The 24,592-nt window shown below is 49.7% G+C and carries 24 protein-coding genes; 15 read left to right on the top strand and 9 right to left on the bottom strand.

Going from position 1 to position 24,592, the window contains the following annotated elements; translation table 11 throughout:
- Positions 1–15: 15 nt before the first annotated feature.
- From GS501_RS05480 to GS501_RS05465, 4 genes are all read right to left on the bottom strand, one after another.
- Positions 16–1,605, bottom strand: a complete 1,590-nt coding sequence (locus tag GS501_RS05480) for a peptide transporter (RefSeq protein WP_160830869.1) — start codon at positions 1,603–1,605, stop codon at positions 16–18.
- Between the two features lie 63 nt (positions 1,606–1,668).
- Positions 1,669–2,469: a glucose 1-dehydrogenase gene (locus GS501_RS05475; protein ID WP_160830868.1), complete on the bottom strand. Its 801-nt coding sequence runs from the start codon at positions 2,467–2,469 to the stop codon at positions 1,669–1,671.
- A gap of 126 nt (positions 2,470–2,595) precedes the next feature.
- Positions 2,596–3,186: a CarD family transcriptional regulator gene (locus GS501_RS05470; protein WP_160830867.1), complete on the bottom strand. Its 591-nt coding sequence runs from the start codon at positions 3,184–3,186 to the stop codon at positions 2,596–2,598.
- A 53-nt stretch (positions 3,187–3,239) separates the two neighbouring features.
- Positions 3,240–4,115, bottom strand: coding sequence for a bestrophin family ion channel (locus tag GS501_RS05465; RefSeq protein ID WP_160830866.1), 876 nt, complete (start codon positions 4,113–4,115; stop codon positions 3,240–3,242).
- Between the two features lie 104 nt (positions 4,116–4,219).
- On the opposite strand from GS501_RS05465, the gene GS501_RS05460 reads away from it, so the two are divergent.
- Positions 4,220–5,335 (top strand): S-(hydroxymethyl)glutathione dehydrogenase/class III alcohol dehydrogenase, encoded by a 1,116-nt coding sequence (locus tag GS501_RS05460; RefSeq protein ID WP_160830865.1) that lies wholly within the window; start codon positions 4,220–4,222, stop codon positions 5,333–5,335.
- Positions 5,335–6,195 carry an S-formylglutathione hydrolase gene (gene fghA / locus GS501_RS05455; RefSeq protein WP_370517943.1) on the top strand — a complete coding sequence of 287 codons (861 nt, stop codon included), beginning with the start codon at positions 5,335–5,337 and terminating at the stop codon, positions 6,193–6,195. Before GS501_RS05460 ends, fghA begins: the two co-directional genes overlap by 1 nt.
- Positions 6,196–6,200: 5 nt before the next feature.
- Here the strand turns inward: fghA and hisI are convergent, their stop codons facing one another.
- Both hisI and GS501_RS05445 read right to left on the bottom strand, forming a co-directional pair.
- The gene (gene hisI / locus GS501_RS05450) at positions 6,201–6,611 is read right to left on the bottom strand and encodes a phosphoribosyl-AMP cyclohydrolase (protein ID WP_160830864.1); all 411 of its coding nucleotides are present in this window, start codon (positions 6,609–6,611) and stop codon (positions 6,201–6,203) included.
- Positions 6,608–7,450 (bottom strand): folate-binding protein YgfZ, encoded by an 843-nt coding sequence (locus tag GS501_RS05445; RefSeq protein WP_160830863.1) that lies wholly within the window; start codon positions 7,448–7,450, stop codon positions 6,608–6,610. Before GS501_RS05445 ends, hisI begins: the two co-directional genes overlap by 4 nt.
- 114 nt (positions 7,451–7,564) lie before the next feature.
- Between GS501_RS05445 and GS501_RS05440 the strand changes: the two genes are divergently transcribed.
- The 5 genes from GS501_RS05440 to GS501_RS05420 are packed head-to-tail and all read left to right on the top strand — an operon-like array spanning position 7,565 to position 13,149.
- A complete protein-coding gene (locus GS501_RS05440) occupies positions 7,565–9,904 on the top strand; it encodes a cache domain-containing protein (protein WP_160830862.1) in 2,340 nt (779 codons plus the stop codon).
- Complete coding sequence (locus GS501_RS05435) at positions 9,901–10,719, top strand: ABC transporter permease (RefSeq protein WP_160830861.1); 819 nt, start codon at positions 9,901–9,903, stop codon at positions 10,717–10,719. Before GS501_RS05440 ends, GS501_RS05435 begins: the two co-directional genes overlap by 4 nt.
- Positions 10,719–11,432 (top strand): ABC transporter ATP-binding protein, encoded by a 714-nt coding sequence (locus GS501_RS05430; RefSeq protein WP_160830860.1) that lies wholly within the window; start codon positions 10,719–10,721, stop codon positions 11,430–11,432. Before GS501_RS05435 ends, GS501_RS05430 begins: the two co-directional genes overlap by 1 nt.
- A complete protein-coding gene (locus tag GS501_RS05425) occupies positions 11,432–12,388 on the top strand; it encodes an MlaD family protein (protein WP_160830859.1) in 957 nt (318 codons plus the stop codon). The genes GS501_RS05430 and GS501_RS05425 overlap by 1 nt, the downstream gene beginning before the upstream one ends.
- A complete protein-coding gene (locus GS501_RS05420; RefSeq protein ID WP_160830858.1) occupies positions 12,385–13,149 on the top strand; it encodes a hypothetical protein in 765 nt (254 codons plus the stop codon). The genes GS501_RS05425 and GS501_RS05420 overlap by 4 nt, the downstream gene beginning before the upstream one ends.
- Positions 13,150–13,204: 55 nt before the next feature.
- Here the strand turns inward: GS501_RS05420 and bioB are convergent, their stop codons facing one another.
- Entirely contained in the window at positions 13,205–14,212 is a 1,008-nt protein-coding gene (gene bioB, locus GS501_RS05415) for a biotin synthase BioB (RefSeq protein WP_370517942.1), read from the bottom strand.
- Between the two features lie 122 nt (positions 14,213–14,334).
- On the opposite strand from bioB, the gene GS501_RS05410 reads away from it, so the two are divergent.
- The 8 genes from GS501_RS05410 to mltG all read left to right on the top strand — a co-directional run bounded on the left by GS501_RS05410 (position 14,335) and on the right by mltG (position 22,913).
- Positions 14,335–15,162, top strand: coding sequence for an acyl-ACP desaturase (locus GS501_RS05410; protein ID WP_160830857.1), 828 nt, complete (start codon positions 14,335–14,337; stop codon positions 15,160–15,162).
- 63 nt (positions 15,163–15,225) lie between these two features.
- The gene (locus GS501_RS05405) at positions 15,226–17,331 is read left to right on the top strand and encodes a M13 family metallopeptidase (RefSeq protein ID WP_160830856.1); all 2,106 of its coding nucleotides are present in this window, start codon (positions 15,226–15,228) and stop codon (positions 17,329–17,331) included.
- Between the two features lie 112 nt (positions 17,332–17,443).
- A complete protein-coding gene (locus GS501_RS05400; RefSeq protein WP_160830855.1) occupies positions 17,444–18,163 on the top strand; it encodes a glycine betaine ABC transporter substrate-binding protein in 720 nt (239 codons plus the stop codon).
- 92 nt (positions 18,164–18,255) lie between these two features.
- On the top strand, positions 18,256–19,200 hold the full coding sequence (fabD, locus tag GS501_RS05395; protein WP_160830854.1) for an ACP S-malonyltransferase: 945 nt from the start codon (positions 18,256–18,258) through the stop codon (positions 19,198–19,200).
- 13 nt (positions 19,201–19,213) lie between these two features.
- Positions 19,214–19,957 (top strand): 3-oxoacyl-[acyl-carrier-protein] reductase, encoded by a 744-nt coding sequence (gene fabG, locus GS501_RS05390; protein WP_160830853.1) that lies wholly within the window; start codon positions 19,214–19,216, stop codon positions 19,955–19,957.
- 158 nt (positions 19,958–20,115) lie between these two features.
- Complete coding sequence (locus GS501_RS05385; protein WP_160830852.1) at positions 20,116–20,361, top strand: acyl carrier protein; 246 nt, start codon at positions 20,116–20,118, stop codon at positions 20,359–20,361.
- A gap of 130 nt (positions 20,362–20,491) precedes the next feature.
- Complete coding sequence (fabF, locus tag GS501_RS05380; protein ID WP_160830851.1) at positions 20,492–21,775, top strand: beta-ketoacyl-ACP synthase II; 1,284 nt, start codon at positions 20,492–20,494, stop codon at positions 21,773–21,775.
- Positions 21,776–21,839: 64 nt separating this feature from the next.
- Entirely contained in the window at positions 21,840–22,913 is a 1,074-nt protein-coding gene (gene mltG, locus GS501_RS05375; RefSeq protein ID WP_160830850.1) for an endolytic transglycosylase MltG, read from the top strand.
- Positions 22,914–22,969: 56 nt separating this feature from the next.
- Here the strand turns inward: mltG and GS501_RS05370 are convergent, their stop codons facing one another.
- Both GS501_RS05370 and GS501_RS05365 read right to left on the bottom strand, forming a co-directional pair.
- The gene (locus GS501_RS05370; RefSeq protein ID WP_160831093.1) at positions 22,970–23,719 is read right to left on the bottom strand and encodes a lipid-binding SYLF domain-containing protein; all 750 of its coding nucleotides are present in this window, start codon (positions 23,717–23,719) and stop codon (positions 22,970–22,972) included.
- Between the two features lie 55 nt (positions 23,720–23,774).
- Positions 23,775–24,581, bottom strand: coding sequence for an inositol monophosphatase family protein (locus GS501_RS05365; RefSeq protein ID WP_160830849.1), 807 nt, complete (start codon positions 24,579–24,581; stop codon positions 23,775–23,777).
- Positions 24,582–24,592 lie beyond the last annotated feature (11 nt).

The following is a 24,592-nucleotide window of genomic DNA, read 5'->3' as shown; positions in this document are numbered from 1 at the left end:
ACAAAAATAACGCTGTTAATTTTGAGTTTTAATGAGGGAGCGTTTTTCAATTTCATTGCGAACTTGTCGTGTGACGGTGGTCCAATCGTTAAATTGCTCTTGGCGGATAATCTGTAAGGAGGGGTACCAAGGGCTTGAGTTTGTGTTGTACCCCCAGCGCCAGCAATTGCAGAAACGATCCATCAGAATGGTGTCTTTTCCGAGGCCGCCTGAAAGGTGGACAATGGATGTATCAACTGAAATGACAAGGTCTAATGATTGTATGAGGGCTGCTGTGTCCTCCATGTCCTGACATTCCGGCATGAGGTCAATCATGGGGAACGGGGAGTGTGCCAGCTGTGCAGCAGCTTCTCCTTTTTGGAGATTATAAAAATCAACTTGTGTGAGATCACGTAACGGTTTTAATGCCGTGAGGGCCATAGAACGCTGCCTATCGACCAAACGGGAAAGGCGATCATTCCGATGGCGGCCTCCGGCCCATGCCACACCAACGCGAAGACGTTGTGAGCCAGATGTGTTGAGGCGTTCTTTCCAATACGCTGTTTTTTCTGGAGAAACACGGAGATAAGGGGTAGGGACCCCCATAAACGATTCTGCAAGGCCATTAAAAACGCGCGGTAGGCTGATAAAGGGGCAGTGATAGTCATAGTCAGGCCGTGCGCCGCCGACTTGCACAACACGGACACCTTCAACATTTTGCGTTAAATTTGCGAGTGCCCGCGTCCCCCATACATGGACATGGGCACCATATCGGGCCAACCAAGGCACATAGCGCAGATACATCAGCGTATCACCAAGCCCTTCTTCTTGGGTTACAAGAATGCGTAGCCCTTGAAGGCGAGTGGTTGGCGTTAAACTCGGTAAGATCCTTTCTTGCGGAAGGGAGGTGTGCCCAGGAAGTTTGAGGCGCCATTCATGCTCGTTCCATCCTTGAGCAAAACGTCCAGCCTTTAAAAGAGCAATCGAATGATTAAGGCGCATTTGCGCAGCGTTAGGGGCTTTTGCAATGCCACGGCGGTAGAGGTCAATCGCCTCTTCCATGGCGCCGAGATGGTTGAGCACACAGGCGAGATTACTGATTGGTTCCCAGCGTCCTGGATTGGCATCACAAAGCTTCCGAAGGAGGGTGAGGCACTCTCCAAAAGCACCATAATGGTAGAAAATAGTGGCAAGCGTGTTTTCTAAACCATGATGATGTGGGTGATAACGGAGGGAATCACGCACGGCGCGTTCGGCCTTCGTAAGCTGACCTAATTGGAGGTGAGATGAGGCGCTTAATTCAGCGAGGTAAGGTGAATTGGGTGTATAGGCTTCACCGGCCTGCACAAGGGAGAGAAAACGATGTTCATCCTCATCATCTTCTAATTCTTTTTGCAGAAGAGAGAATGGGTGAATAGGAGAAAGGGAAGCGAGAGGCATGAGGAAGTCAGCAGCTCGCCAGCTTTCTCCTTTCAAGAAAAGGAGCCATCCTTCTAGAAAGGCGCGGCCCGTGCCTTGTGGAAGACGCTCTACAAGGAGCTGGGCCTCGGTAGGAGAACGCTGTCTTAGATAATGCAGAACAAGATTTTCTTGTTCATTTTGTCCAGAGATAAATGGCGTTATCATACCGACCTTTTAAGGTCCTTTCTGCTTTACCCTAAGGTATTAGGGATGGCGTGATGCTGGTTGTTATGATGACCAATTTTTCTCAAAATCACCATAAAGGGTGAGCCCACCATCAACATAAAGTGTCTGCCCCGTGATATAATTGCTTTCATCCGCAGCAAGGAAGGCAATGCTGGCGGCAATTTCTTCACTATTGCCAGGGCGCTTCATGGGAATATGGCTGGCGACAGCTTTATATTGTTCAGGGTCTTTCACCCAGGAATCATTAATAGGCGTTACGATTGCACCTGGTGCAACGGCATTAACACGAATACCACGGCTTGCATATTCGAGAGCCAATGTCCGGACGATATTGCCCACTGCGCCCTTAGACGCTGAATAGCCAAGATAGCTGGGCTTGGGGATAAGCTGATGGACGGATGAGTTGACCACGATGCGGCCATGGTGATTGTCCTTCAGCCAATGGCGCAAGGCGGCACGGCATGAAAGCATAACACCGTTAACATTAACGGCCAGAACGCCCTCAAAGTCAGCGAGTTTGATATCTTCAGAAGGAGAAGGGATCTGATAACCTGCATTGCACACAAGTACATCTAGGCCACCCAATTCACCAATGGCTTTTGCAAAAAGGGCTTCAATATCACTTTCTTTGGAAATATCGCCAGTTGCGATAACGTGTTCACCTTCAGGAACTTTGGGAAGTTTATCCCTTACCGCAATGAGTTTGTCTTCTTTACGGCCATTAAGGGCAACGCGTGCGCCTTCTTGAGCGAAATAGAGAGCTGTTGCTTCACCAATACCTTGTGATGCACCAGTAATGAGAACCTTTTGCCCTTTAAAACGGGATCGTGAGGGTGCCGTCATCGTCATTATTCCTGTTGCGTAAAGGAAAAGGAAGAGAAATAAAATCGGCCCTCTCCCTGTGAAGTGCGATGCAGAGGAGAGAGAGGGCTACGATTGTGCAGACGATAAAGGCAAAAGAAGGGCAGGTTAAGCGTTCTTCATTGTCTCTGTCAGATTTTCGAGAACGGTCGCAGGGTCTTTATTTTCAAGAACAGCGAGCTCTGCAACGAAACGTTCTTGAGCGGCTTCGAATAATTTACGCTCAGAGAAACTGCCGTCCAAACTATCAACATTACGGCGTAGATCACGCAAAACTTCAGCGATCTGGATAAGATCACCAGAGTTGATTTTCTCTTGATAGGCGACAGCGCGTCGGGCCCACATGCCACGGCTCACATGAGGTTTGCCTTTAATGACAGCCATGGCTTTATCCACGATCTCGCGTGTAGCAATCTTACGCAAGCCAGATTTGCGTGCCTTTGCCATCGGGATACGCAATGTCATCTGATTCCCAGGGAAAGAGATTTGGATCATCTCAATCTTGGTATCCGCGACTTCCTCTTCGCCAATACGGTCAACGCGTCCAACGCCGTGAGCCGCATAGACGATCGCGTCCCCTTCACGGAAAGGATTTTTCTCTTGCTCAGGGTCTTTCTGACGAGCAGTGTTTTTAGCGGCGACACGGGCCATCTCGTCCGTTACACCGCCCTTGTGTGGCATTCTGAAGCTATTGTTCATAAGGGGCATAGTATCAGAAAATTGTCAGTTTGTCTTGAGATTTCGTTAAGCTGTCAAGGCAGACGCCCTCTCTCTGGGGTCGGGAGTGGCTGGAAGGGCATTCCAAGTGGTTGAAGCAGGTCTCTTTCAATCGTGCGCGCCATGGTGAGCATGGGGAGGGCGTGCGCTGTGTTGGAAAAAGGTTCCTGCAAGTCACGGCCACTGCGGTCAAGCATTTGGAAGAGAAGCCCGATAATGCTGGAACCTAAGGGTGTGATCCATCCAAGTGTTTGAACAGCAGAAAGAGGCAGGACAATACAGAAAAGATGCGTCACAATATTGGGGAGAATAGAATATTGAATGGGAAGCGGCGTATTTTTGATGCGCTCTAACCCCCCTTGCGCGTTGGCAAGGTCAGATAAGATTCGGTCAATAGTGCCGTGAACAGCACCATCAATATGGTCCGCTTGAACGCTGTTCTTTACGCTAAGGCCAATCTCGTAAAGAAGGGCATTCGGCATATTTGTGCATTGCGTGACACGTTGATAGATGTCTTCGCTCAGGAGATTTTTTACACCTGGATCTGGTGGCGTATTACTGAGTGATGCCCGCAAGAAATAGGGATAGGCGGCCATAGCACGCGCAAGCTCAGGGCGTTGATTGAGCAGGGAAGCGGCTTGTCGCCCAAAGGAGCGGCAATTATTGGTGATAGCTCCCCAAAGGGTACGTCCTTCCCACCAACGTGCATAGGCTGCGTTGTTGCGAATTCCTTGGAAAATGGCCAGTGCTGACCCCATGAGAGAGATGGGAAGCGCTGGCTGTTCCATCCATTCTTGATGGAAGACTTGGAACAGAACCACCACAACGAGATCCCACAAAGCAAGAATCGTTAATGGCGGGAGTGTTTCCCTAATAAGCGTTATTAAGCCGTAGTGCCGTTTGACGATCACGGGACATGCTCCTGAAGAAAATCGGAAAACACGATATGAGGTCTTGAAGACCTAGGCAGAGATGGCCCATCTTGGAGGCAGAAATATGGAGAAGGAATTTTACGATGGATGTACGTGCTGCCATTGCGTTAGAAGCAGGAAAACCGCTTGTTGTTGATACGGTTCAATTAGAAGGCCCACGTGAAGGGGAAGTTCTGGTTGAAATCAAAGCAACAGGGCTTTGCCATACAGATAAATATACTCTTTCGGGGAAAGATCCCGAAGGATTGTTTCCGTCTATTTTAGGCCATGAAGGCGCTGGAATTGTGAGGGAAGTGGGCTCTGGCGTAAAACATTTGAAGCCAGGCGATCATGTTATCCCGCTTTACACGCCAGAATGCCGCGAATGCCCATCTTGCCTCTCACGCAAGACCAATCTGTGTACGTCTATTCGTTCTACCCAAGGGCGAGGTCTCATGCCGGATGGGACGTCACGTTTCTCTTATAAAGGACAGCCTGTCCACCATTATATGGGCTGTTCCACCTTCGCGAATTTTACGGTGATGCCGGAAATTGCTCTTGCGAAAATTCGCCCAGACGCTCCTTTCGATAAGGTCTGCTACATTGGTTGCGGTGTGACGACAGGTGTTGGCGCGGTTCTCTTTACGGCGAAGGTTGAAGTTGGCTCCACGGTTGCTGTGTTTGGCCTGGGTGGAATCGGCTTGAATGTGATCCAAGGCGCTAAGATGGCCGGGGCACATCGCATTATTGGTATTGATATTAATCCCGAGCGCGAAGCGATTGCGCGTAAATTTGGGATGACAGATTTTGTGAATCCAGCCGCATTAGGTGGTGATGGCGATGTCGTCGGTCATATTATTGAAATGACGGGCGGTGGTGCTGATTATACCTTTGAGTGTGTTGGAAACGTCAAATTGATGCGTCAGGCCCTGGAAAGTGCGCATCGTGGTTGGGGTGTTTCTTGTGTCATTGGTGTTGCAGGTGCCGGTGAAGAAATTAGCACACGGCCTTTCCAACTTGTAACAGGACGCCGCTGGATTGGTTCCGCCTTTGGTGGGGCACGTGGGCGTACTGATGTTCCAAAGATTGTTGATTGGTATATGGAAGGCCGGATTAATATCAATGATTTGATTACTAACAAGATCAAACTTGATGATATCAATAAAGGCTTTGATATGATGGGGCAGGGCGTGGGAATTCGCACTGTCGTGGAGTATTGATGATGGATTCAAAATCAATCACCGTGATGGAGCGTCATGCTTGTTGCGGGGGAGAGGTGCGTTTCCTCTCCCATCCATCGCGGGAGCTTGGCCTGGAGGCCAAGCTTGGGGTTTTTCTCCCGCGTCAGGCGTTGGAAGGCGAGCTTGTTCCAGTGCTCTATGTTTTAGCTGGAATGACCTCGACCTATGAAAATTTTCTGATTAAGGCCAATGCGGTTCGTTACGCCGCTGAGCATGGTATTGCTCTGGTCACGCCAGATACCTCACCCCGTGGAGCGAATGTTGCAGGTGAGGATGACGCCGTCGATCTCGGCACGGGGGCTGGATATTATGTTGATGCCACGTCAGACCCTTGGCGTAAGCATTATCGCATGGCGTCCTATGTTGAGCGTGAACTGCCTGAATTGATGGAATCACTTTTTCCATTTGATGCAGATCGCTGTGGCATTGCAGGTCATTCCATGGGCGGGATCGGCGCGCTGAGTTTAGCGCTGCGTCATCCTGAGAAGTGGAAGACAGTGTCGGCTTTTGCACCCATTTCCGCTCCGTCTCAGGTGGAATGGGGGAAAAAGGTAACGGCGGCTTATTTTGGTGGGGATAAGAGCCAGTGGAACTCTTATGACCCAACATTATTGCTCAAGTCGGGTCACCGGCATGTAGGGCCTATTCTCGTGGATCAGGGGCTGAATGATGATTTGATCAAGGAATTGCGTCCTGATTTGCTCGAAGAAGCGGCAAAACAGGCAGGGCAAACGCTCACCTTACGTCATCATAAAGGTTATGATCACGGCTATTGGTTTGTGCAAACCTTTGTTGCAGACCATATCCGCCATCATGCTGAGGGTTTGCTCCCGCGCTGAGGGTTTTAGGATTGATAGAGTGTTTCTGGCGACACTTCTGGTGCCATGCGCTCTGTCGGTCCTTCAGGCGTAATACGTTGGTAGAAACAGCTGCGTCGTCCTGTGTGACAGGCGACGCCTTTTTGTTGCACGGTCAATAAAAGAGCGTCAGCATCACAATCGAGATCAGCGTGCAGAAGATGTTGTTCTTGCCCCGAGGTCTCGCCTTTACGCCACAGTTTTTGCCGACTGCGTGAATAGTAACAGACGCGCCCTGTTTTGAGGGTCTCAGTGAGGGCTTCTTGGTTCATCCAGGCCAGCATGAGCACCTGGCCATTTTCATCTTGAGCAATGGCTGCAATGAGGCCATGTGCGTCAAAGCGCGTTTTCTTGAGAATGAGATCAATAATGTGGGGAGCAGGTGCTTTCCATGTCATGAAGGCGAGCTTTCTGTTGGGGGGCGTAGCGTGGTTGGAAGCCAGTCGGGCCATAACAGGGTCACAGGCTGATGGGCAATAGACAGGCTCTCAGCTGCCCAGGCGGTATGGTGCAGCATGGCGAGGCCGTGACCTTTGTGATATGTGCGCAACTCCCCGACATCGTGACCATTGAGTTGAACGTTCTCTCCAGATGAAAAAGAGACTTCTTCAGGGAGGAGAACGGGGAGAAGGCGGCGTTTCGCTTGGCTACGATAATGCATACGGGCCGTAACTTCTTGTCCCAAATAGCATCCCTTATTCCATGAGACACCATGGCAAAAATCAAGATTAGCTTCGAGCGCGAGATTTTGACCTGGCGTGAAATCGATCATATCTGGAATGCCAAGTGTTAAACGTCTTTGCAGATAAGCAAGGTCTCCTTTCCCGTCATCTTCCGATGGGAGAGGAGGCATAATAGCGCGCCAGCCCATATGAGGGTGGCGAGGGTCTGATGCGTAACAAATGGAGTTTTCTGGGGGAGTTTGATGATGAGGCCCCGTTAAAACATGAAGGTCCGTCATGGAAAATTGTACATCTGCACGTAAGCGGAACCGTTTAAAGAGTGTGTGAAGAGTATCCGCTTGAGAAGATGGAAGGTCGAGCAGTAATGCCTCAGATGTGCAGAATACAAAAAAAAGACATTGAATACGTCCTTGCACAGTCAAGAGGGCTGTCCAGCGTAACTCTCCGGGTGTTAGAGAGAGAATATCGTTGGTTAGAAGCCCTTGCAGGAAGGCCTGTCGGTCATTTCCAGTAAGGGAAAGCACAGAACGGTGTGAAAGATGGTTGCGATTCATCAGAGCCCGCATAATAGTGAGTGAAGTGGGAATGGGCGGATGGTCCGCTTTGATTTAGGAAGGCGTTATCATAGCCTTGCTTAGAAGGCGATGATTAGGAAGGGATTCAAGGTCTTGCCGACAGACGAAATCGTCAACCCCGCAGCAGATTTGTCGAGTAAGCGGTGGCAGTTATTTCAGCTTTTTGGCCCTATTTTGGGGGTTATCCTCGTTATTGGGACGATAGCGCTTGTCACATTATATACCTACCACACGATGCGTGATGGGACGATTGTCCTCTCGCGTAGCCTTCTGCGCAGTCAGCAGCGTTATATTACACAGGAAGTTAGTAATTACCTGTCGCCTGCGGCATCAACATCGGCCATAGCGCGGAATGTGCTCAATCAAGCCGATACGGCGCAAGATGCGGCGTCTTTTATGTCCATTGGGCGTGCTATTCTCAAAAATCTTTCGCAAGTCGATAGTTTTTATTTGGCTGATGATACGGGACGTTTTTGGATGATGTCCCGCCGGAAGGGGCATTTTGAAGAAACATCGTTGCAAAATGATGCAAGCGGGAAAAGTATTTATCATTACACGCTAACAGATCCCGATGGCCGACCGCTTAATAGCGCGTTGTTCCCCAATGATGATAAATATGATCCGCGGGATCGTCCTTGGTATACAGGCGCACTTCATCGGGAAGACCTTGTTGGTAAGGAACGTATTTATTGGTCAGATCCTTATCCGCATTCGTCAACGCATCAATTTATTATTACAGCATCTATTGCTTTCCCGTCTTTGGGTGGGCGAAAATTTGTTTTCGCCATTAATATTTCATTGAACCAGCTGACACATTTCGTGAATAGCCTTCAGGTTGGGCATAGCGGTCAGGCGGTTATTGTAGATTTGGATGGCCGTGTTATTGCCGGCCATAATATGGCAGCATTGGAGACGCCTGGTTTCGATGCTGCCAATGTGCATTTGAACCCAGACACGCAGCCTGTGTTTTTACGAGCACTGAATATATTCCGTATTCGCGGGGATGGCGCTGGTGTTGTGCATGCTCGTGGTAAGGATTACGTCACGATTGCCTCGGCGATGCCTTTGGCGAAGCAGTCATGGGTTTTGCTTCTCAATGCCCCGGAAAGTGACTTCGTCAGTTTTACAAGAAAAATACAAGAACAAACGATTTATTTCTCGCTTTTGATTGTCGGGCTTGCGTCTCTTTTGGCTTTTGGACTGATCTATCAAGGGCGGCGCGTCAGTCGTTTGCAGAGTTCATTGCGATTTGTTGGTGATGAACAGCATCATGAGAATACTCTTTTGTTGAAGGTTGCGAACACGCCGGGGCTTTTGAACCCACAACAAGAAATTCCTGTTTTGAGTGAAGTGCTTGTTGAGCGTTCTGGAAGTCGGCGCGTGAGTTTGTGGCGACTCTTGCCCGATAATGAGCGGCTTTTATGCGAAGATATGTTCGATGCCGGACGGGATGCTCATGCAGCGGGTGTTGAGCTGCATAAATCATCCTATCCTGCTTTGTTTGAGTGCCTGTCAGAGACCCATATTCTCGACATTCCTGATGCTGAAGCTGATGAACGTTTCCAGGGTTTCTATCGGCTGGTTATGCAATCGTTAGGAAGCCGTCGTCTGCTTTTTTGGTCCATTATGGAGCAGCATCACCCTGTTGGGGCCTTGATGATTGAAGATCCGGTGAATCTTGAAGGAATTGACCGATTTGTCGCTCTAGCCTCTGCGGTCTTGTCTGTGCGTTTTACACAGCAGCAAAAGGAGGAAGGGAGTGTTGAAGATCTGTCCCTTCTCAAAGAAAATACAGGGGCAAACTCTCAAAGAGGAGAAAAATTACGTGTCTTGAAAGGGTTCTTGGTGAACCCAGAAGACGGGAAAAAAGCTGTTCCAGAGGCAGGATTATACCCACGCGTACCGTTAATGGTCTTGGAGTTTGAAGAGGCTTACACATCAAATACTGAAGTAGCCAAGCAGATGTTGAAGCTTGTTGCTGATCTCTCCGGGAAAATAAAAAAAATTGCGCAAGAATCTGGGTTATTCTCTGTGCAAGCATCAGGAAATCGCGTCGTTATTCTTGGAAGTTGCAGTCAAACCTTTAATACAGGTGATGCCCTACGTTTGGCGGATGCCGCCATCACGATCCGAGAGGCTTGCCTTGCGGCTCTTACAGGGGTGAAGACGCGACTGACATTCCGTATTGGGCTGGATGTTGGGCCTGTTATAGCGGCCCATCTTGGGATGGACCCTGATGTGTTTAATGTGTGGGGTGAGGGGTTGAGTGTTGCAGAGCTGCTTGCACAAAGCACCCCAGATGGTGGGCAAATTCAGGTTTCTGAACAAGCTTATCAAGGTTTGCGTGGTTACTTCCTCTTTAGACCAAGGGGTGATTTTTACCTCCCTGGGAGTGGCGTAACACGGAGTTACGTATTGGCAGGTCGCAGATGAAGACTCCAAGCCGCTTTACGATTATCCACCGATTTGTCGCTTTTTTGGGACATATTGTTCGCTCGTATCTACGTTTTTTACTGCTGATGATAGGGGCGTCTTGGGGAGTTTTTAACGAGGGAATGCTCCCCAGTACATGGCGTCGACCTGTTCGGTACGAATTTTGGCGTAGCCTGCGCCAAGTAGCGGGGGGGGGCCTTTTAAGTGTGATCGTCGTGGCGATTATTACGGGGTTTGGTATCGTTGCTCAGGCTGTTTTTTGGCTTGGTTTTGCGGGTATGAACCAAATGATCGGGAGCGTTCTCTCAACGGTCCTCGTCAGTGAAATTGCCCCTGTCCTTGTTGGTGTTATTCTCCTGGGGCGTGCAGGGATGCTGATGTTGGCCGAGATGAGCGATCTTACAATGCGTGGGCAAATGCGGACATTGAGCGGCTTAGGTATTGACCCGTTTTTAGGGTTTGTCGTGCCCCGAACGCTTGCCATGATGTTGGGTGGATTTACATTGGGGACATTCTTTAGCCTGATTGCTCTAGCTATGGGGTACGTTGTCTGTTGGGTAAAAGGTATTGTAACCGTCTCGATCTGGTCTTTCATGTTTCAAGTTGTCAACAGTGTTCATCCGCTAGATTACTTTGGTATTCCGCTTAAATTTCTCAGTAGTGGTTTTGTCGTGGGGTTGTGCTGTTGCTTATCCGGCATGGATATTACAACAGACGATAATATGGCCACGCTAATACCGAGAGGTTTTTCAAGAGGTATTTTGTCCATCCTGATTATTAATGTCGTTGTGGATATTGTTTTGGGGAGCATTTAATGGCTGAGAAAACGATTTCCCAACAATTTGGCCCTGTTTTGGAGCTGATTGAAGCACGTCCTGTTTTTGATGAAAGCGGTTTGACCGCGGCGCGATATAATCTCTCCTTAGGGCCAGGAGAATGTGTCTTTATTGAATGTCGAGATGAGACACAGCGGTCGCAATTTACCGATTTGTGTGTCGGTCTTCTTCCCATTGGGGATGGAAAGGTAAAGTGTCTCGGCCTGGATTGGCAGCAGCTGGAAGAACGCCGTGCGTGGGCGTTACGGGGGAGGATTGGGCGCTTTTTTTCAACGAACAGTCTTATCGATTTATACGGCACGCATATTAACATTTTATGGCCACGTATGCATCATACACGGACCCCAACCAAACAGCTTGTTGCAGAAGCCGTGAGACTTGGCATACGCTTCGGCCTGCCTGGATTACCGACACAGGTGCCAAGCCGACTTTCTGTATTAGATCGGCGACGTGCAGAATATGTGAGAGCTTTTTTGGGGGGGCCGGACTTATTATTACTGGAAGATCCCGTGGCACTTGACCCGAAGGAGCTTTATGAGGCTTTTCTTTCTGAGTTGACGGCAGCCAGAGAAAAAGGCTGTGCTGTATTGTGGTTGGCGTCTGATCGCAGTGTTTGGCGTGACTATTGGCAGGATGGCATGCAAATATTTCGTTTAGGTGATGATGGCCTTATTGATATGAGGGGTGTGTAATGTTCAGCCTGCGTCGCCAGTCAGATACGGTGAAGCCGCTCTTTCGTAATCGCTATGCTGATGAGTGGGTTGGTTTACTCGTTTTAGCGGCTTTAGTGCTTTTGGTCGCGGCGATTATTGAGGCCGGCTTTTTGCGGCAATGGTTGACCCCTGCAGGACGGATTCATTTTGTCTTGCCAGAAAGTGGTGTTGCTGGATTAGCCATTAATAATGATATTGAAGTGATGGGCGTTCATGCGGGGGAGATCCGCAAGCTCGAAATGAATGAAGCCGGCAAGATGTATGCTGAGGGAACGATTGAACCTCAATTTGAGCGTTATATCCGCATGGACAGTACAGCAACTATTAAGCGCCGTTTCGTTGTGGCTGGGGCAAGTTATATCGAATTAACGCGCGGGCAAGGCCATCCATTAGATTGGAACTATGCTGTTCTTGAAACAAATGTCGAAGCTAACCCTGCCGATATGATTGTCCGGACATTGAACGATTTGCGGGCACGCCTTATCCCCGCCATGGACAATGTTCAGGCGATTACGCAGCAAGCGAAAGATCTTATTGTTGATCTGAGGGCAGGGAAAGGAACAGCCGGGGCGTTGTTGAGTAAGCCTGAGACGGTCGAGCATATTAATGCGGTCTTGGTAAGCCTGAATGATGCGGTCAAAAATATCCAGCCTCTGGAGAAGAAGTTGGAGGCGACATTGAAGGAGGCTCATGGCGCTGTGGGTGATGCGCATGTCATGACCAGTCAGTTCAAAAAATCTATGCCTCAAGTGAATCAGATGATGCGTGATGCCGCGCAATCAACGGCGCAAATTCCTGACTTGCTCATTGAAGCAGAAGCGACGGCGGATAGTCTCCGGAAATTGACGGATCAGTTGCGTTCTCTCTGGATTTTGGGTGGCAGTGGCAATTCTAAGCCGCAGAGCCGCTTGCCAGCAAAAGAGGTGCGCCCATGAAGTCCTATTTTTTCATCCTTCTGGCGGGTCTTCCTTTATTGGCGAGTTGTTCGTCTTCGCCACGAGGATGGCAGGATGATCGCTATTCAGTCCCCATGGATGTTGGGCGGAGTGTTTTTGATCTAGGGCATATGGCTCAGGCGGAGAGAAAATATAATGAGGCTTTCAAGCGCGCTTTAGCGGCTGATGATGCTCGGGCGATCCATGATTCAGGGTATAATCTCGCAACATCTCAGCTACGGCAGAACCATCTGGCAGATTGTTTGAAGACGTTAGATCGTGTGTCGTCTGCATTGAATGATCGACATTGGCCAGAGCAGGCGGACTTAAATTTAATTCGTGCCTCAGCGTTATATCGTCAACGACAATGGTCTGGCTCGCTCTATGCGGCACGACAGGTCCTGACGGATAAAGATAAAGAAAGCCACCAGCAAGCGTACTTTTTTATTGGGCTTGATGCTGTTGCTTTGGATCAAGCGACGGTGCTGCAAGAGGCGATCTCTCATTTAGAAGGTGATCACCATGCTGCGGTGCAGGCTAACCTTATGGAATTACAAACGCATCAATTTTTGATGAACCATCAATGGGGGCAGGCCGTGACGATGGCACAATCCCTTTCGAAGGCGCGTCAAGAATTTAATGATTATGACGCCATGCGGCGTGCGCTCGCCTTACAAAAAACGGCTTATACTGAGCAGGGGGATATGATGTCTGCTCAGCATATCCAGCGACAAATTGATGATAGCCGCGTTAACGAGTAGGAGGGCTTTGCTTCCCTCCTGACGCGTTACTTTCCCATTATAGAGAAAGGGATGCTCAAGAAGCGGCGAGAGCTTCGCTTTTTTCCATCATCGGGGTCATGCCGAGAAGGTTAAGAAGTTGGCGGTCGCTGTTTTCTTTGGGGTTCGGGGTTGTAAGAAGGCGTTCACCCCAGAAAATGGAATTAGCGCCAGCTAAGAAACAAAGAGCGTGGTCTGATTCAGACATATTTTCACGTCCCGCTGCAAGCCGAACATGGCTGGCGGGCATGATAATACGAGCTGTTGCGATCACGCGGGCAAAGGTAACGGGGTCTACCGCTTCTTCATCAGCTAGCGGGGTGCCTTCCACTCTTACAAGAAGGTTGATGGGCACGCTTTCAGGATGTGTTGGCAGGTTGGCGAGCGTCATGAGCAGGCTGGCACGGTCTGAAACATCTTCTCCCATACCGATAATCCCACCACAGCAGACATTAATCCCTGCGTCACGCACATTGGCTAATGTATCGAGCCGGTCTTGATAGGTACGTGTTGAGATGATTTTCCCGTAAAAATCTTCTGACGTATCAAGATTGTGGTTGTAATAGTCTAATCCAGCGTCTTTGAGACGTTTGGATTGATCAGGCGTCAACATGCCGACCGTTAAGCATGTTTCAAGCCCGAGGGCTTTGACTTCCTCAACCATGCGACATACTGGGTCGAGATCACGATCTTTTGGCGCACGCCAGGCAGCCCCCATGCAGAATCGACCCGCACCGGCTTCTTTGGCTCTTTTAGCGTCAGCAATCACTTTTTCGAGTGGGAGAAGTTTTTCAATCTCCTTATCGCGATCGTGATGCGCACTTTGAGGGCAATAGGCACAATCTTCCGGGCAGCCGCCTGTTTTGATTGAGAGAAGCGTTGAGATTTGTACTTTTGTTGGGTCGAAATATTGACGATGTGCCAATTGGGCACGGAAGATGAGTTCAGGAAAGGGGAGAGCCAGCAAAGCCTCAACTTCATCACGTGTCCAGTCATGGCGAAGCGCTTGGGTGGGGGAAGATGATGTCATATGTTTCACTGTCATTGGTGGTAGGTTCTCCTATTGATGCCCACACCTACCCAAAATGACCGTAACATGTCATCAGAAAGAATGTGGAGCTGTATCAGCTTTAGGTGATTTTGAACGCATTGGGTGATGGAGGATGTATGAAACATTGGCGTATTGAGCAAATGGATTGGGATGCCTTTGATGCATCGAAGGTTGATCCGAGCATTGTGTCTTTGATCAAATCGGCTTCTGTTGTGGAGCGAAATGCGCGTGATTACACCGAATATCTCGTTCATGTGTTTGCCGGAGACCAAGGCTTTATTGATGCTGCCCAAAATTGGGCTGAGGAAGAAGTGCAGCATGGGGATGCGCTAGGAAAGTGGGCGATGCTGGCGGATCCTTCTTGGAATTATGAAGAGGCCTTTAAGCGGTATCGTGACACATATCGAATCGATGTTGATGTGGATGCGTCTATTCGTGGTTCCCGCACAGGGGAGATGATTGCGCGTTGTATGGTCGAGACGGGTACGTCATCTTTTTATACATCATTAGCTGATGCGACAGATGAGCCCGTTTTAAAAGCCGTCTGTAAACAAATTGCGGCTGATGAATACCGCCATTTTAAACTCTTCTATGATTGTATGCACCGCTATCTTAAGCGCGAGAAATTGGGGCGTTGGGCACGCCTGCGTATTGCCTTGAGCCGTGTGCTGGAAAGTGAAGATGATGAGCTCGCAACGGCCTATCATATCACGAATGAGCCAGCTGATATGCCTTATGATCATAAGCGGTGCATATCCGCTTATATGTCACGTGCTTTAGGGTTCTATCAGAGAAAGCATCTTGGGCGTGTGGTGGCGATGGTTTTGAAAACGGCTGGGATGACGCCCCATTCACGATTGCAGCGCTTTATTTCAGATGCGGCCTATCATCTCATTAAATGGCGTCAAAAAACATTTGCACGTCATTTAAAAACGGCATCGTAACATATTCCCAGCATTGATTTGTAGTGCTAGCGTGATGATCGTTCATTTCTCCGGGGGGATATTATGCGTCTTTTCTCGCGACGTTCTTTATTGAAACATACAACAGCCCTAGCGGCGATTGGGTTAAGCCTGGCGGGGGTTGTTTCGTCGTCTGAAGCAGCATCGTCTTCCCCGGCGGTTCAGCCCTACCAAAATGGGTGGGGTTTTGATCAAAAAGGAATGAATCCCGCGGTAAAGGCAGGGGATAATTTTTTTGAATTTGCAAATGGGCGTTATCTTAAAAACCTCAAAATCCCCGGGGATATGCGGAGTTATGGTCCTTTCATGGTGCTCTACGAACTGTCACAAGAGCGTCAGAAACATATTTTGGAAGAGCTTAGTGCGCAGAGTGCGACTGAGCAGGGAGAGCGCCAGAAGCTTGGTGTTTTTTATGCCAGCTATTTGAACCAGAAAGATGTTGACCAAAAAGGGGCGACGCCGCTTGCCCAAGATTTGGAGGCGATCAAGCGGGTTCATGATAAAACTTCATTGGCAGAGATTTTTGGCCAATCGGTTCGTTCCTTTATGTTTGGAACGTTCTCGTTAGGGATTGAGCAAAATCAGCAAGATCCAGAACATTATATGCTGGTCCTTGATCAAGGGATGAGCATTGGTGTCAGTGGTGGGCTCGGCTTACCTGATATTAGCTATTATACCGACCCTAAATTAGCCGCGAAGAAAGAGGCTTATCAGCATTATATTGAGCGAATGCTGACCTTGGTTCATTGGTCGGATGCAAAGCAAAAAGCTCAGGATGTGGTGGCGCTTGAAACGTCTTTGGCAAAGGTCGAGACGCCGCGTGATCAGACCCGTGACCCTCTGAAGCTTTTCAACCCGATGCCGGTGAAGAAGCTTGTGGCTTTAGCGCCGGATGTGGATTGGTATACGCTGTTAAAATCCGCCGGGATTCCCGAAGCAGGATTGGCAGATCGTCTCATTGATGTGCGGGAGCCGAGAGCTATTGCGGCTATGGGGCGTGTATTAGCCCATGCGGATACGGCAACGTTACAAGCCTGGTTAGCGTTCCACCTTGCTGACAATGCCGCCCCTTATTTATCGCATGATTTCTCAGACGCCTCTTTTGACTTTAATGGACGGACGCTGACAGGTCTGGCCGAGCAGCCAGCACGGTGGAAACGCGCAATTTCCGCGACGAATAGTGCACTGGGATGGGCTTTGGGGCGCGATTATGTTGCACGCTATTTCCCACCTGAAGCGAAAGAGCGCATTACAGGCCTTGTTCATGAGCTGAAAGCCGCTTTCCAAGATCGGTTAGAGCATAATGAATGGATGGATGCAGCAACCCGTCAAGCGGCTCTGGTGAAACTTAATAATTTTGCGTTCCAGGTGGGGTATCCCAATAAATGGTGGGATTATAGCACGCTTGAGATCAAACCGGGTGATGTATACGGAAATGCGCTGCGTGGGGCTGCATTTAACTGGCAACATCAACTGTCCCGTCTCGACTTACCGGTTGATCGTGATGAGTGGGGAATGACCCCGCAGACGGTTAATGCGTATAACGATCCTACCATGAATGAAGTGGTGTTCCCCGCGGCGATATTACAGCCTCCTTTCTTTGACCCTAAAGGAGATATGGCCGTTAATTATGGAGCCATTGGTGGCGTTATTGGTCATGAAATGAGCCATGGCTTTGATGATCAAGGGCGTCATTATGATGAGCATGGTCGTTTGCACGATTGGTGGAGTGCAGCGTCATCAGCGGCGTTTGAACAGAGAGCAAAACGGCTAGGAGCGCAATATAGCGCACAAGAAGTTCTGCCTCATCTGTATGTGAACGGGACGATGACCATGGGAGAAAATATTGCTGATTTGGGTGGGCTAAATTTAGGACTGCAGGCCTATCATAATTCCCTTCATGGGAAAGATGGGGGTGTGGTTCATGGCTTTACGGGAGATCAACGTGTTTTCTTAGGGTGGGCGCAAGTGTGGCGTGAAAAAGACCGCCCTGACGCACTCCGGCGCCAAATGCTTTCTAACGAACACGCGCCTGCCATTACACGTGTGAATATGCCAGCGCACAATATCGACGCGTGGTATAAAGCATTTGATGTAAAGCCCGGTGAGAAGTTGTATCTAAGCCCTGATCAGCGCGTTAAAATTTGGTAGATGGTCGTGTTGACGCCTTTCTTCTTCCTCACAGGATGGGAAGAAAGGCTTCACAACATGGAGTATGGTATTGTATCCCCGTAGCATCTTTTATGGTTACGGGGCTTTTTTCATGACGCAGTTGGCTATCGGTCACCTTTACACCGCATTACATGCGGCCTGTGCTAGCGCAGTCGCTCGTGTGATCGAGGCAAATGGGTTTGATGTTTCTTACGTTGATCTGAGTGTAGAGGAACGTGAAGAGGCATTAGCGAACCATGAAATTGACATTCTGGTTTCTGCGTGGATGCCGCGTGATCATGCTTTGATCTCTGATGAACGAGAAGCGATTGGGGATCTCTACCAACCTCAACCGACCTTGGCTGTGTTGAAAGATCAGGCGGCAGGCTGGGACCATGCACAAACAACGATTATATTAACAACGGAAGAGGCGCGTCCTTGGGCGGAAAAATATAAAGCCTCCCAGGCGAGTTTGCAGAAAATCTCATTGGAGGTCGTTGGGGAGAGTGCCCTGATTGCCCGTGTTGGTCAGGCGGCATCATCGGGAGAAAAGCCGCTTTGCGCTCTATGGCAGCCGCACGCTATTTTCCATACGGATAAGTTGGCTATTCTTCCAGAGACAGAGGCGCTCGAGAAACAGTCTTTATCGGCGCAAATGGTTCTCCGTGATGGATTAAGAGCCGAAATTGACGAAGATTTGCTTGATGAACTCTCCATTATGATGCTGGGTAATCGGGTGATGAATGCTCTTGATTATGCGGTGAGTGTTGAGGAAGAAGATCCTGAAGCTGCTGCTGAAGCATGGCAACGTGGGCGTCTTCTGCCACGTTAACGGTGCGGCCTTATAGGCATAACAACAGGAAAGCTTCATGTCTTAGGTGAGGGATGAAGCGCGAGTGGGTTTAGATTAGGACAGAGGATTACATGTCGCATCACGCATTTGTTTTTCCGGGGCAAGGAAGCCAGTCTGTTGGTATGGGATTGGAGCTTTATAAGGCTTTTCCTGTAGCACGTGCGGTTTTTGAGGAAGTCGATGAGGCATTAAAGATGCATCTATCGCGCCTCATGTTTGAGGGAGAGGCCCAGGAACTCACCGCAACTGAAAATACGCAGCCCGCTCTTTTTGCCGTTTCTATGGCCGCACTGCGTGCGCTGGAGAAGGAAGGTGGCTTTGCTCTCAAAGATAAAGCACGTTTTGTAGCGGGGCATTCATTAGGGGAATATGCGGCATTGGCTGCTGCTGGTGTCCTGAGCCTTACAGAGGGGGCACGCTTATTGCGGCTACGGGGACAAGCCATGCAACGTGCTGTCCCACAGGGGCAAGGGAGCATGGCCGCTCTGTTGGGGATTGAATTAGAGGCTGCGGAAGCTTTGTGCGTGGAGGCTGCTGAAGGGGATATCCTTGAAGTCGCGAACGATAATGGGGGCGGTCAGATTGTTGTGTCGGGCCAGAGTGCGGCGGTTGATCGTGCTATCGCCTTAGCGAAAGAGAAGGGTGTAAAGCGCGCTATAAAACTCCCTGTATCAGCGCCATTTCATTCGTCTCTCATGACGGCTGCTGCAGAAGAAATGCAGAGTGCTCTTGCTGAAGCCACACTCCATCGGGCATCTATCCCTGTCATTGCTAACGTGACGGCGCAGCCGGTGAATGAGCCGGAGGAGATCCGCGCTTTATTGGTTCAGCAGGTGACAGGGCGTGTGCGGTGGCGTGAGACAGTGCAGTATGTTGCGCAACATGGCGTTACCAGCCAGCACGAGATTGGTGCAGGGAAAGTTCTGACAGGGCTAGCCCGTCGCATTGTCCCAGATATAACAGCTGATCATGCGGGTAACCCGGCTGAAATTGAAAAAATGCTCGGCGGATTATAAGGAAAAAGCTTCTATGTTTTCTCTTTCTGGAAAGCTTGCTCTTGTTACAGGAGCGTCAGGTGGTATTGGGGCGGCTATTGCTCGTCAGTTGCATCAACAAGGTGCCACCGTGGTGTTGAGTGGTACACGGGAAGCGGCTTTGAAGGATGTGGCAGCGACTTTGGGGAGTGACCGTGTCTATTTGGTTACAGCTAATCTTTCTGACGCAGAGCAAGCCGACTCCTTAATTACCCGTGCGGAAGAAGCTGCGGGCCAGACCTTGGATATCTTGGTCAATAATGCAGGGTTGACACGCGATACTTTAGCGCTCCGCATGAAAGACAGCGATTGGGCTGACGTCATGAAAGTGGACTTGGAAGGCCCCTTTCGTTTAGCACGTGCGGCTTTAAAGGGCATGTTACGGCGTCGTGCAGGTCGGATTATTTCGATCTCTTCAATTGTGGGAACGACTGGCAATCCTGGGCAAGCGAATTATGCAGCGGCTAAAGCAGGATTAGTGGGGATGAGTAAATCTCTTGCCCAGGAAGTGGGATCACGCGGCGTAACCGTGAACGTTGTGGCGCCTGGATTTATTGAAACCCCTATGACGGATGCCCTGCCAGAAGCCGCGCGTGAGCGCCTTGTAGGAGGGATTCCATTGGGACGTATGGGGCGCCCTGATGATGTGGCCTCAGCGGTGGTTTATTTGGCCTCTGATGAAGCAGCATGGGTGACGGGAACCACCCTTCATGTGAATGGTGGTATGGCGATGGTGTGAGAAATGCTTGGCCAAAAGGCGAAAAGCGTGCTAAGGCGCGCCTGCTTTGCCTAAATGGGATCGTTTCCATACGCGGCAGCACCATCTTTCGCTATGGAAGCTGGTAAAGTTTTTGTTTAGTATCGCCCGATCATAAGGGTTAAAAGGATAGAAGGCAGATGAGCAACGAAGATATCGCTGATAAGGTAAAGAAGATTGTCGTCGAGCATCTTGGTGTTGATGAAAGCAAAGTGACGCCAAATGCTTCTTTTATTGACGATCTCGGTGCCGATAGCTTGGACACAGTAGAGCTCGTTATGGCGTTTGAAGAAGCATTCTCTGTTGAGATCCCAGAAGATACCGCTGAGAAGATCGCAACGGTTTCTGACGCTATTAATTACATCAGCAAACAGAAAGCTGCCTAAGTTTTTAGTCCTTGATAGGGCCTGTGCAGAGGCTGGGGGAAGCCGGTCTCTTGTGCGGAAGAGACAAGCGGAAAGAGTAGTTAAGCTGTTTCCGCTTTAAACGCGTAAGAAGTGTGAGGTAGGACGTTAAATGAGTGGGGCAGGAACGAGCAGGAAGCGTGTTGTCGTTACGGGAATGGGTGTTGTAAGCCCACTTGCTGTTGGTGCTGAACTAACGTGGAAACGTCTTATCGCTTCTCAGTCGGGCATTGGTCCGATTACGCACTTCGATCCGTCTGATCTTCCAGCTCGGGTGGCTGGGCAAGTACCAGAGGGACCAACGGCGGAAGGTGGGTTGACGCTTTCTGACTGGGTATCCCCTAAGGATCAGCGGAAGATGGATCGTTTTATCCATCTTGGCCTCGCAGCGGCTATTCAAGCTGTAGAAGATTCGGGCTGGAAGCCTGAGAGCGAAGAAGATCGTTGCGCGACCGGGGTTATGATTGGCTCAGGTATTGGCGGTTTAGAAACGATCTATGATGCGTCTCTAACGGTTTCGAGTGGGAAGGCACGTCGCTTATCGCCATTCTTTATCCCTTCAGCGTTGATTAATTTAACATCAGGTCATCTTTCCATTCGCTACGGGTTTAAAGGCCCGAATCATGCGGTGGTGACGGCGTGCGCCTCTGGTATCCATGCGATTGGGGATGCGTCACGTCTCATTCAACATGGGGATGCTGATGTGATGGTCGCGGGTGGGGCTGAAGCAGCCATTTGCAAGCTCGGGATTGCGGGCTTCTGCTCGGCGCGTGCTTTATCGACAAGCTTTAATGATGAGCCAACACACGCATCGCGCCCTTGGGACAAAGATCGTGACGGTTTTGTGATGGGTGAAGGTGCCGGGATTGTTGTGCTAGAGGAATATGAGCACGCTAAGCGCCGTGGTGCGAAGATCTATGGCGAGATTGGTGGCTATGGTCTTTCAGGAGATGCACATCATATTACAGCGCCGGCAGAAGGGCATGACGGTGCCTTCCGGGCGATGAAGGCAGCGCTGAAGGATGCTCGTGTTGAGCCTAGCGAGATTGGTTATGTGAATGCTCATGGCACGTCCACGATGGCAGATGATCTTGAGCTGGGTGCTGTAGAACGGCTTTTTGGTGAAGATGGGCGTAAGTTGGCCATGTCTTCCACCAAATCTGCCATTGGGCATTTGTTAGGTGCGGCTGGTGCCGTGGAAGCGATTTTCTGCTTGCAAGCTATTCGTGATGGCGTGGTCCCTCCAACGCTCAATCTCGACAATCCAGAGCGTGAGAGTGTGATTGATCGCGTCGCAAATGAGGCACAGCAGCGTCGCTTTGATATTGCATTGTCAAATAGCTTTGGCTTTGGTGGCACAAACGCCAGCATCATATTGAAGCGTTTTAAAGACTAAGATTTTTAAGGGCGCTCTCTGTTCACGGGGTGGCGCCTTTTGACCTCGTTACGAGAGATTTTTAATGACGGATGCCTCATCCTCGGAGAGCCAGAAAAAAGCTGATTCAGGATTAGAGGAGGGGGGTTCTTCTTCCCCCAAAAAATGGTGGCACTATATTACACCAGGTCGTGCTTTGGCGGGTGCCTTGGCGTTTGTGGCGGCCTTGGGTGGAGCTGGGTATGGTCCTTTTACAGACCCCGGGCCATTAACGAAGGGACGCAATATTGTCATCCCGCGTGGTGGTACGGAACAAGTAACACGTCTGTTGCAAAAAGAAGGCCTTCTTGCTGAAGGCTGGTCGTCCACGTGGTTTTTTCGTTTATCGGCACTTATAACAGCCCATCAAGGTGGTATTCACGCGGCGGAGCTTTATTTTCCTGCTCGAGCGTCTGTTGCGCATATTTTACAGATTTTGCGCCATGGCCATCCAGTTTCTCATAGTCTTACCATTGCAGAGGGTTTGACGGCTGTGCGTATTCGTGCGGAATTGCAAAACGCACCAGCCTTAAAAGGCGATGTTCCTGCGGTTGAAGAAGGGAGCGTTTATCCACAAACGGTGTTTTACCTATGGGGTATGGAGCGACAAGCGCTCTTGCATAAATTACAAACGTTGATGGCAACGTCTTTGGAGAGGGTCTGGGCGCAACGTGATCAAAATGCTCTTCAAGGGATTATAAAGACACCACAGCAGTTGCTTATTCTCGCTTCTTTGATTGAGCGTGAAACCTCTATCGTTGAAGAACGCCCTAGAATTGCGCGTGTTTTTCTTAATCGTCTCAAAAACAATATGCGCCTGCAAACGGATCCGACAGTGATCTACGCACTGAGCGGTGGTCAGGGCGTTTTGGATCATCCTTTAACGCATGATGATTTAGAGACAGATAGTCCTTACAACACCTATGAACATACGGGTCTTCCACCTGGGGCGATCTGTTCACCCGGGTTAGCTTCTTTAGAGGCAGCTGCGCATCCTACTGCGGGGGATGAGCTTTACTTTGTGGCAACGGGACGAGGTGGGCACGCTTTTTCTAAAACGCTCTCTGGGCAAGCCGAACATGTAAGATCTTATCGCAGGCAACAGATCCAATCACCATAAGAGGATCCCTGTGGACAGGGGAGAGATTGCTCTCCCCTGTCTGTATGTTACTTTATTTAAAGAGGAGCTTCAGAGATATCATGTTGCTTCATTGTTGTGGTTTGTTCTCCTCCTGCCTTCATTAACGCACGGCGTAATGGGTCGGCCGCGCTGTTATTAACGCGCATATTGATAACAATATCTTCTGGCCCGACCTGTTGATGGTAGTAATTACGATCCGCTGTGCTGTCAGAGGTCAGCTTGCTACCACCGATAGAGGCGCCGACAAAAACACCATTGGATTTTTCCATCACATAGATATCACTTCCTGCACCGCTGACATTGCTATCTTGGGCGCTACCACTTAGCGTGGTGAAAGAGGCGCTCGCGTTGGCATCAAAAGTGAATTGGTGATCCAATAAGGCCTGCAGGCCATTTTTAGAGGTGATGAAGAGTACGAGCTGGGTATTTTGATAGCCGAGCTGGAGCCCAAATGATCCAGAGCCAATGTGATAAAAGGCAGGGTCAGACCACGAATTACGAGCATCACGACTTAAGAGGACACAATGGCCGCCCGAACCGCCAAAGACAAGAGAGACATTGGAAATAGAAGGGCAAATCATGACAGCGCGTGATTTCTTCAAAAGCTCTTGAGGGCGCTTATGTTGTGGGTCGTTGAATGTTGTGGAAACAATTGTGGTGGCTTGCTCAACGAGATTTTGCTGGTCACGTGCTGTGTTGTCTGTCCGGGAAGAGGAAGAACACGCCCCGAGTAAAGCGAGACTGCTGGTAGCGATGAGGCCGAGAGAGCGTGCGAGGCGTGACATGGGCGATCCTTTATAAAGGTTGCTTGTTGGTAGAGACATCGTTGTTCTGGTTAGATTAGGAGAGATCCACTTTAAAGGCGTGTGAAAGGGGAAGAGCCGTATGGGGCGCACAGGCAAGAATTGTCTGAGGCTTTGAAGCGCCTCCCATTTCGAGATAAGGGGATACCACTGCACCAGCTTCTTTTAGAATAACCAGTGCGGCAGAGACATCCCAAAGAAAGATGACTTTTTCAAGATAGCCATCGGATCGGCCGCAAGCGACATCAGCAAGCGCTAAGGCGCCTGACCCTAAAGAGCGTGGCATAGCGCCAAGGTCCAGAAGGGCTGTCATTTTTTCTTGAAACCATCCTTCAGGAACGTAAGGTGACCATCCAATCTCGACCATCGCCTCTTTCATATTGTGGGTTTGAGAGGCTTTGATGGGGCGGCCATTGAGAAAAGCGCCTTGGCCTTTTTGGGCCGTGAAGACTTCGCCTAAAGCAGGAGCGTGGATTATGCCTGCTACAGGTGTGTCACCATCAAACAATCCAAGAGAAATGCACCAGCGATTTCGACCGCGAGCATAATTTGAAGTGCCATCAATAGGGTCAATCACCCAGCGGAAACGCCCTGTGATGTTTCCACCTTGTTCTTCCCCAAGAACGCTATCATCTGGAAAAAGACCATTGAGTTCTTGGGTGACAAAGAGTTCGACCGCTTTGTCGGCCTCTGTCACATAATCTTGATGACCTTTGAGAGAGGCTTGAGGCTTGCCGGGGGCAGGTTGCATAGCGAGGGCTTTTTTCGCCGCATCTGCCACAAGACTGCGTGCTGCTTGGAACCTTACTGAATGTGAAGCATGATGAGTGTTAGAGACTGTCATGTGACATAATT

The sequence above is a fragment of the Saccharibacter sp. 17.LH.SD genome, assembly GCF_009834805.1.
Taxonomy (GTDB): Bacteria; Pseudomonadota; Alphaproteobacteria; order Acetobacterales; family Acetobacteraceae; genus Saccharibacter.
The sequence above is the reverse complement of the archived record's forward strand: the minus strand, read 5'-3'. Positions and strand labels throughout refer to the sequence as shown.

What these genes read in the sequence shown, in the direction of transcription:
- GS501_RS05480 (WP_160830869.1), bottom strand. Translation starts at nt 1,605, where the DNA reads ATGATAACGCCATTTATCTCTGGACAAAATGAACAAGAAAATCTTGTT.
- GS501_RS05475 (WP_160830868.1), bottom strand. Translation starts at nt 2,469, where the DNA reads ATGACGGCACCCTCACGATCCCGTTTTAAAGGGCAAAAGGTTCTCATT.
- GS501_RS05470 (WP_160830867.1), bottom strand. Translation starts at nt 3,186, where the DNA reads ATGAACAATAGCTTCAGAATGCCACACAAGGGCGGTGTAACGGACGAG.
- GS501_RS05460 (WP_160830865.1), top strand. Translation starts at nt 4,220, where the DNA reads ATGGATGTACGTGCTGCCATTGCGTTAGAAGCAGGAAAACCGCTTGTT.
- fghA (WP_370517943.1), top strand. Translation starts at nt 5,335, where the DNA reads ATGATGGATTCAAAATCAATCACCGTGATGGAGCGTCATGCTTGTTGC.
- hisI (WP_160830864.1), bottom strand. Translation starts at nt 6,611, where the DNA reads ATGACATGGAAAGCACCTGCTCCCCACATTATTGATCTCATTCTCAAG.
- GS501_RS05445 (WP_160830863.1), bottom strand. Translation starts at nt 7,450, where the DNA reads ATGAATCGCAACCATCTTTCACACCGTTCTGTGCTTTCCCTTACTGGA.
- GS501_RS05435 (WP_160830861.1), top strand. Translation starts at nt 9,901, where the DNA reads ATGAAGACTCCAAGCCGCTTTACGATTATCCACCGATTTGTCGCTTTT.
- GS501_RS05430 (WP_160830860.1), top strand. Translation starts at nt 10,719, where the DNA reads ATGGCTGAGAAAACGATTTCCCAACAATTTGGCCCTGTTTTGGAGCTG.
- GS501_RS05425 (WP_160830859.1), top strand. Translation starts at nt 11,432, where the DNA reads ATGTTCAGCCTGCGTCGCCAGTCAGATACGGTGAAGCCGCTCTTTCGT.
- GS501_RS05420 (WP_160830858.1), top strand. Translation starts at nt 12,385, where the DNA reads ATGAAGTCCTATTTTTTCATCCTTCTGGCGGGTCTTCCTTTATTGGCG.
- bioB (WP_370517942.1), bottom strand. Translation starts at nt 14,212, where the DNA reads ATGACAGTGAAACATATGACATCATCTTCCCCCACCCAAGCGCTTCGC.
- GS501_RS05410 (WP_160830857.1), top strand. Translation starts at nt 14,335, where the DNA reads ATGAAACATTGGCGTATTGAGCAAATGGATTGGGATGCCTTTGATGCA.
- GS501_RS05405 (WP_160830856.1), top strand. Translation starts at nt 15,226, where the DNA reads ATGCGTCTTTTCTCGCGACGTTCTTTATTGAAACATACAACAGCCCTA.
- GS501_RS05400 (WP_160830855.1), top strand. Translation starts at nt 17,444, where the DNA reads ATGACGCAGTTGGCTATCGGTCACCTTTACACCGCATTACATGCGGCC.
- fabD (WP_160830854.1), top strand. Translation starts at nt 18,256, where the DNA reads ATGTCGCATCACGCATTTGTTTTTCCGGGGCAAGGAAGCCAGTCTGTT.
- fabG (WP_160830853.1), top strand. Translation starts at nt 19,214, where the DNA reads ATGTTTTCTCTTTCTGGAAAGCTTGCTCTTGTTACAGGAGCGTCAGGT.
- GS501_RS05385 (WP_160830852.1), top strand. Translation starts at nt 20,116, where the DNA reads ATGAGCAACGAAGATATCGCTGATAAGGTAAAGAAGATTGTCGTCGAG.
- fabF (WP_160830851.1), top strand. Translation starts at nt 20,492, where the DNA reads ATGAGTGGGGCAGGAACGAGCAGGAAGCGTGTTGTCGTTACGGGAATG.
- mltG (WP_160830850.1), top strand. Translation starts at nt 21,840, where the DNA reads ATGACGGATGCCTCATCCTCGGAGAGCCAGAAAAAAGCTGATTCAGGA.
- GS501_RS05370 (WP_160831093.1), bottom strand. Translation starts at nt 23,719, where the DNA reads ATGTCACGCCTCGCACGCTCTCTCGGCCTCATCGCTACCAGCAGTCTC.
- GS501_RS05365 (WP_160830849.1), bottom strand. Translation starts at nt 24,581, where the DNA reads ATGACAGTCTCTAACACTCATCATGCTTCACATTCAGTAAGGTTCCAA.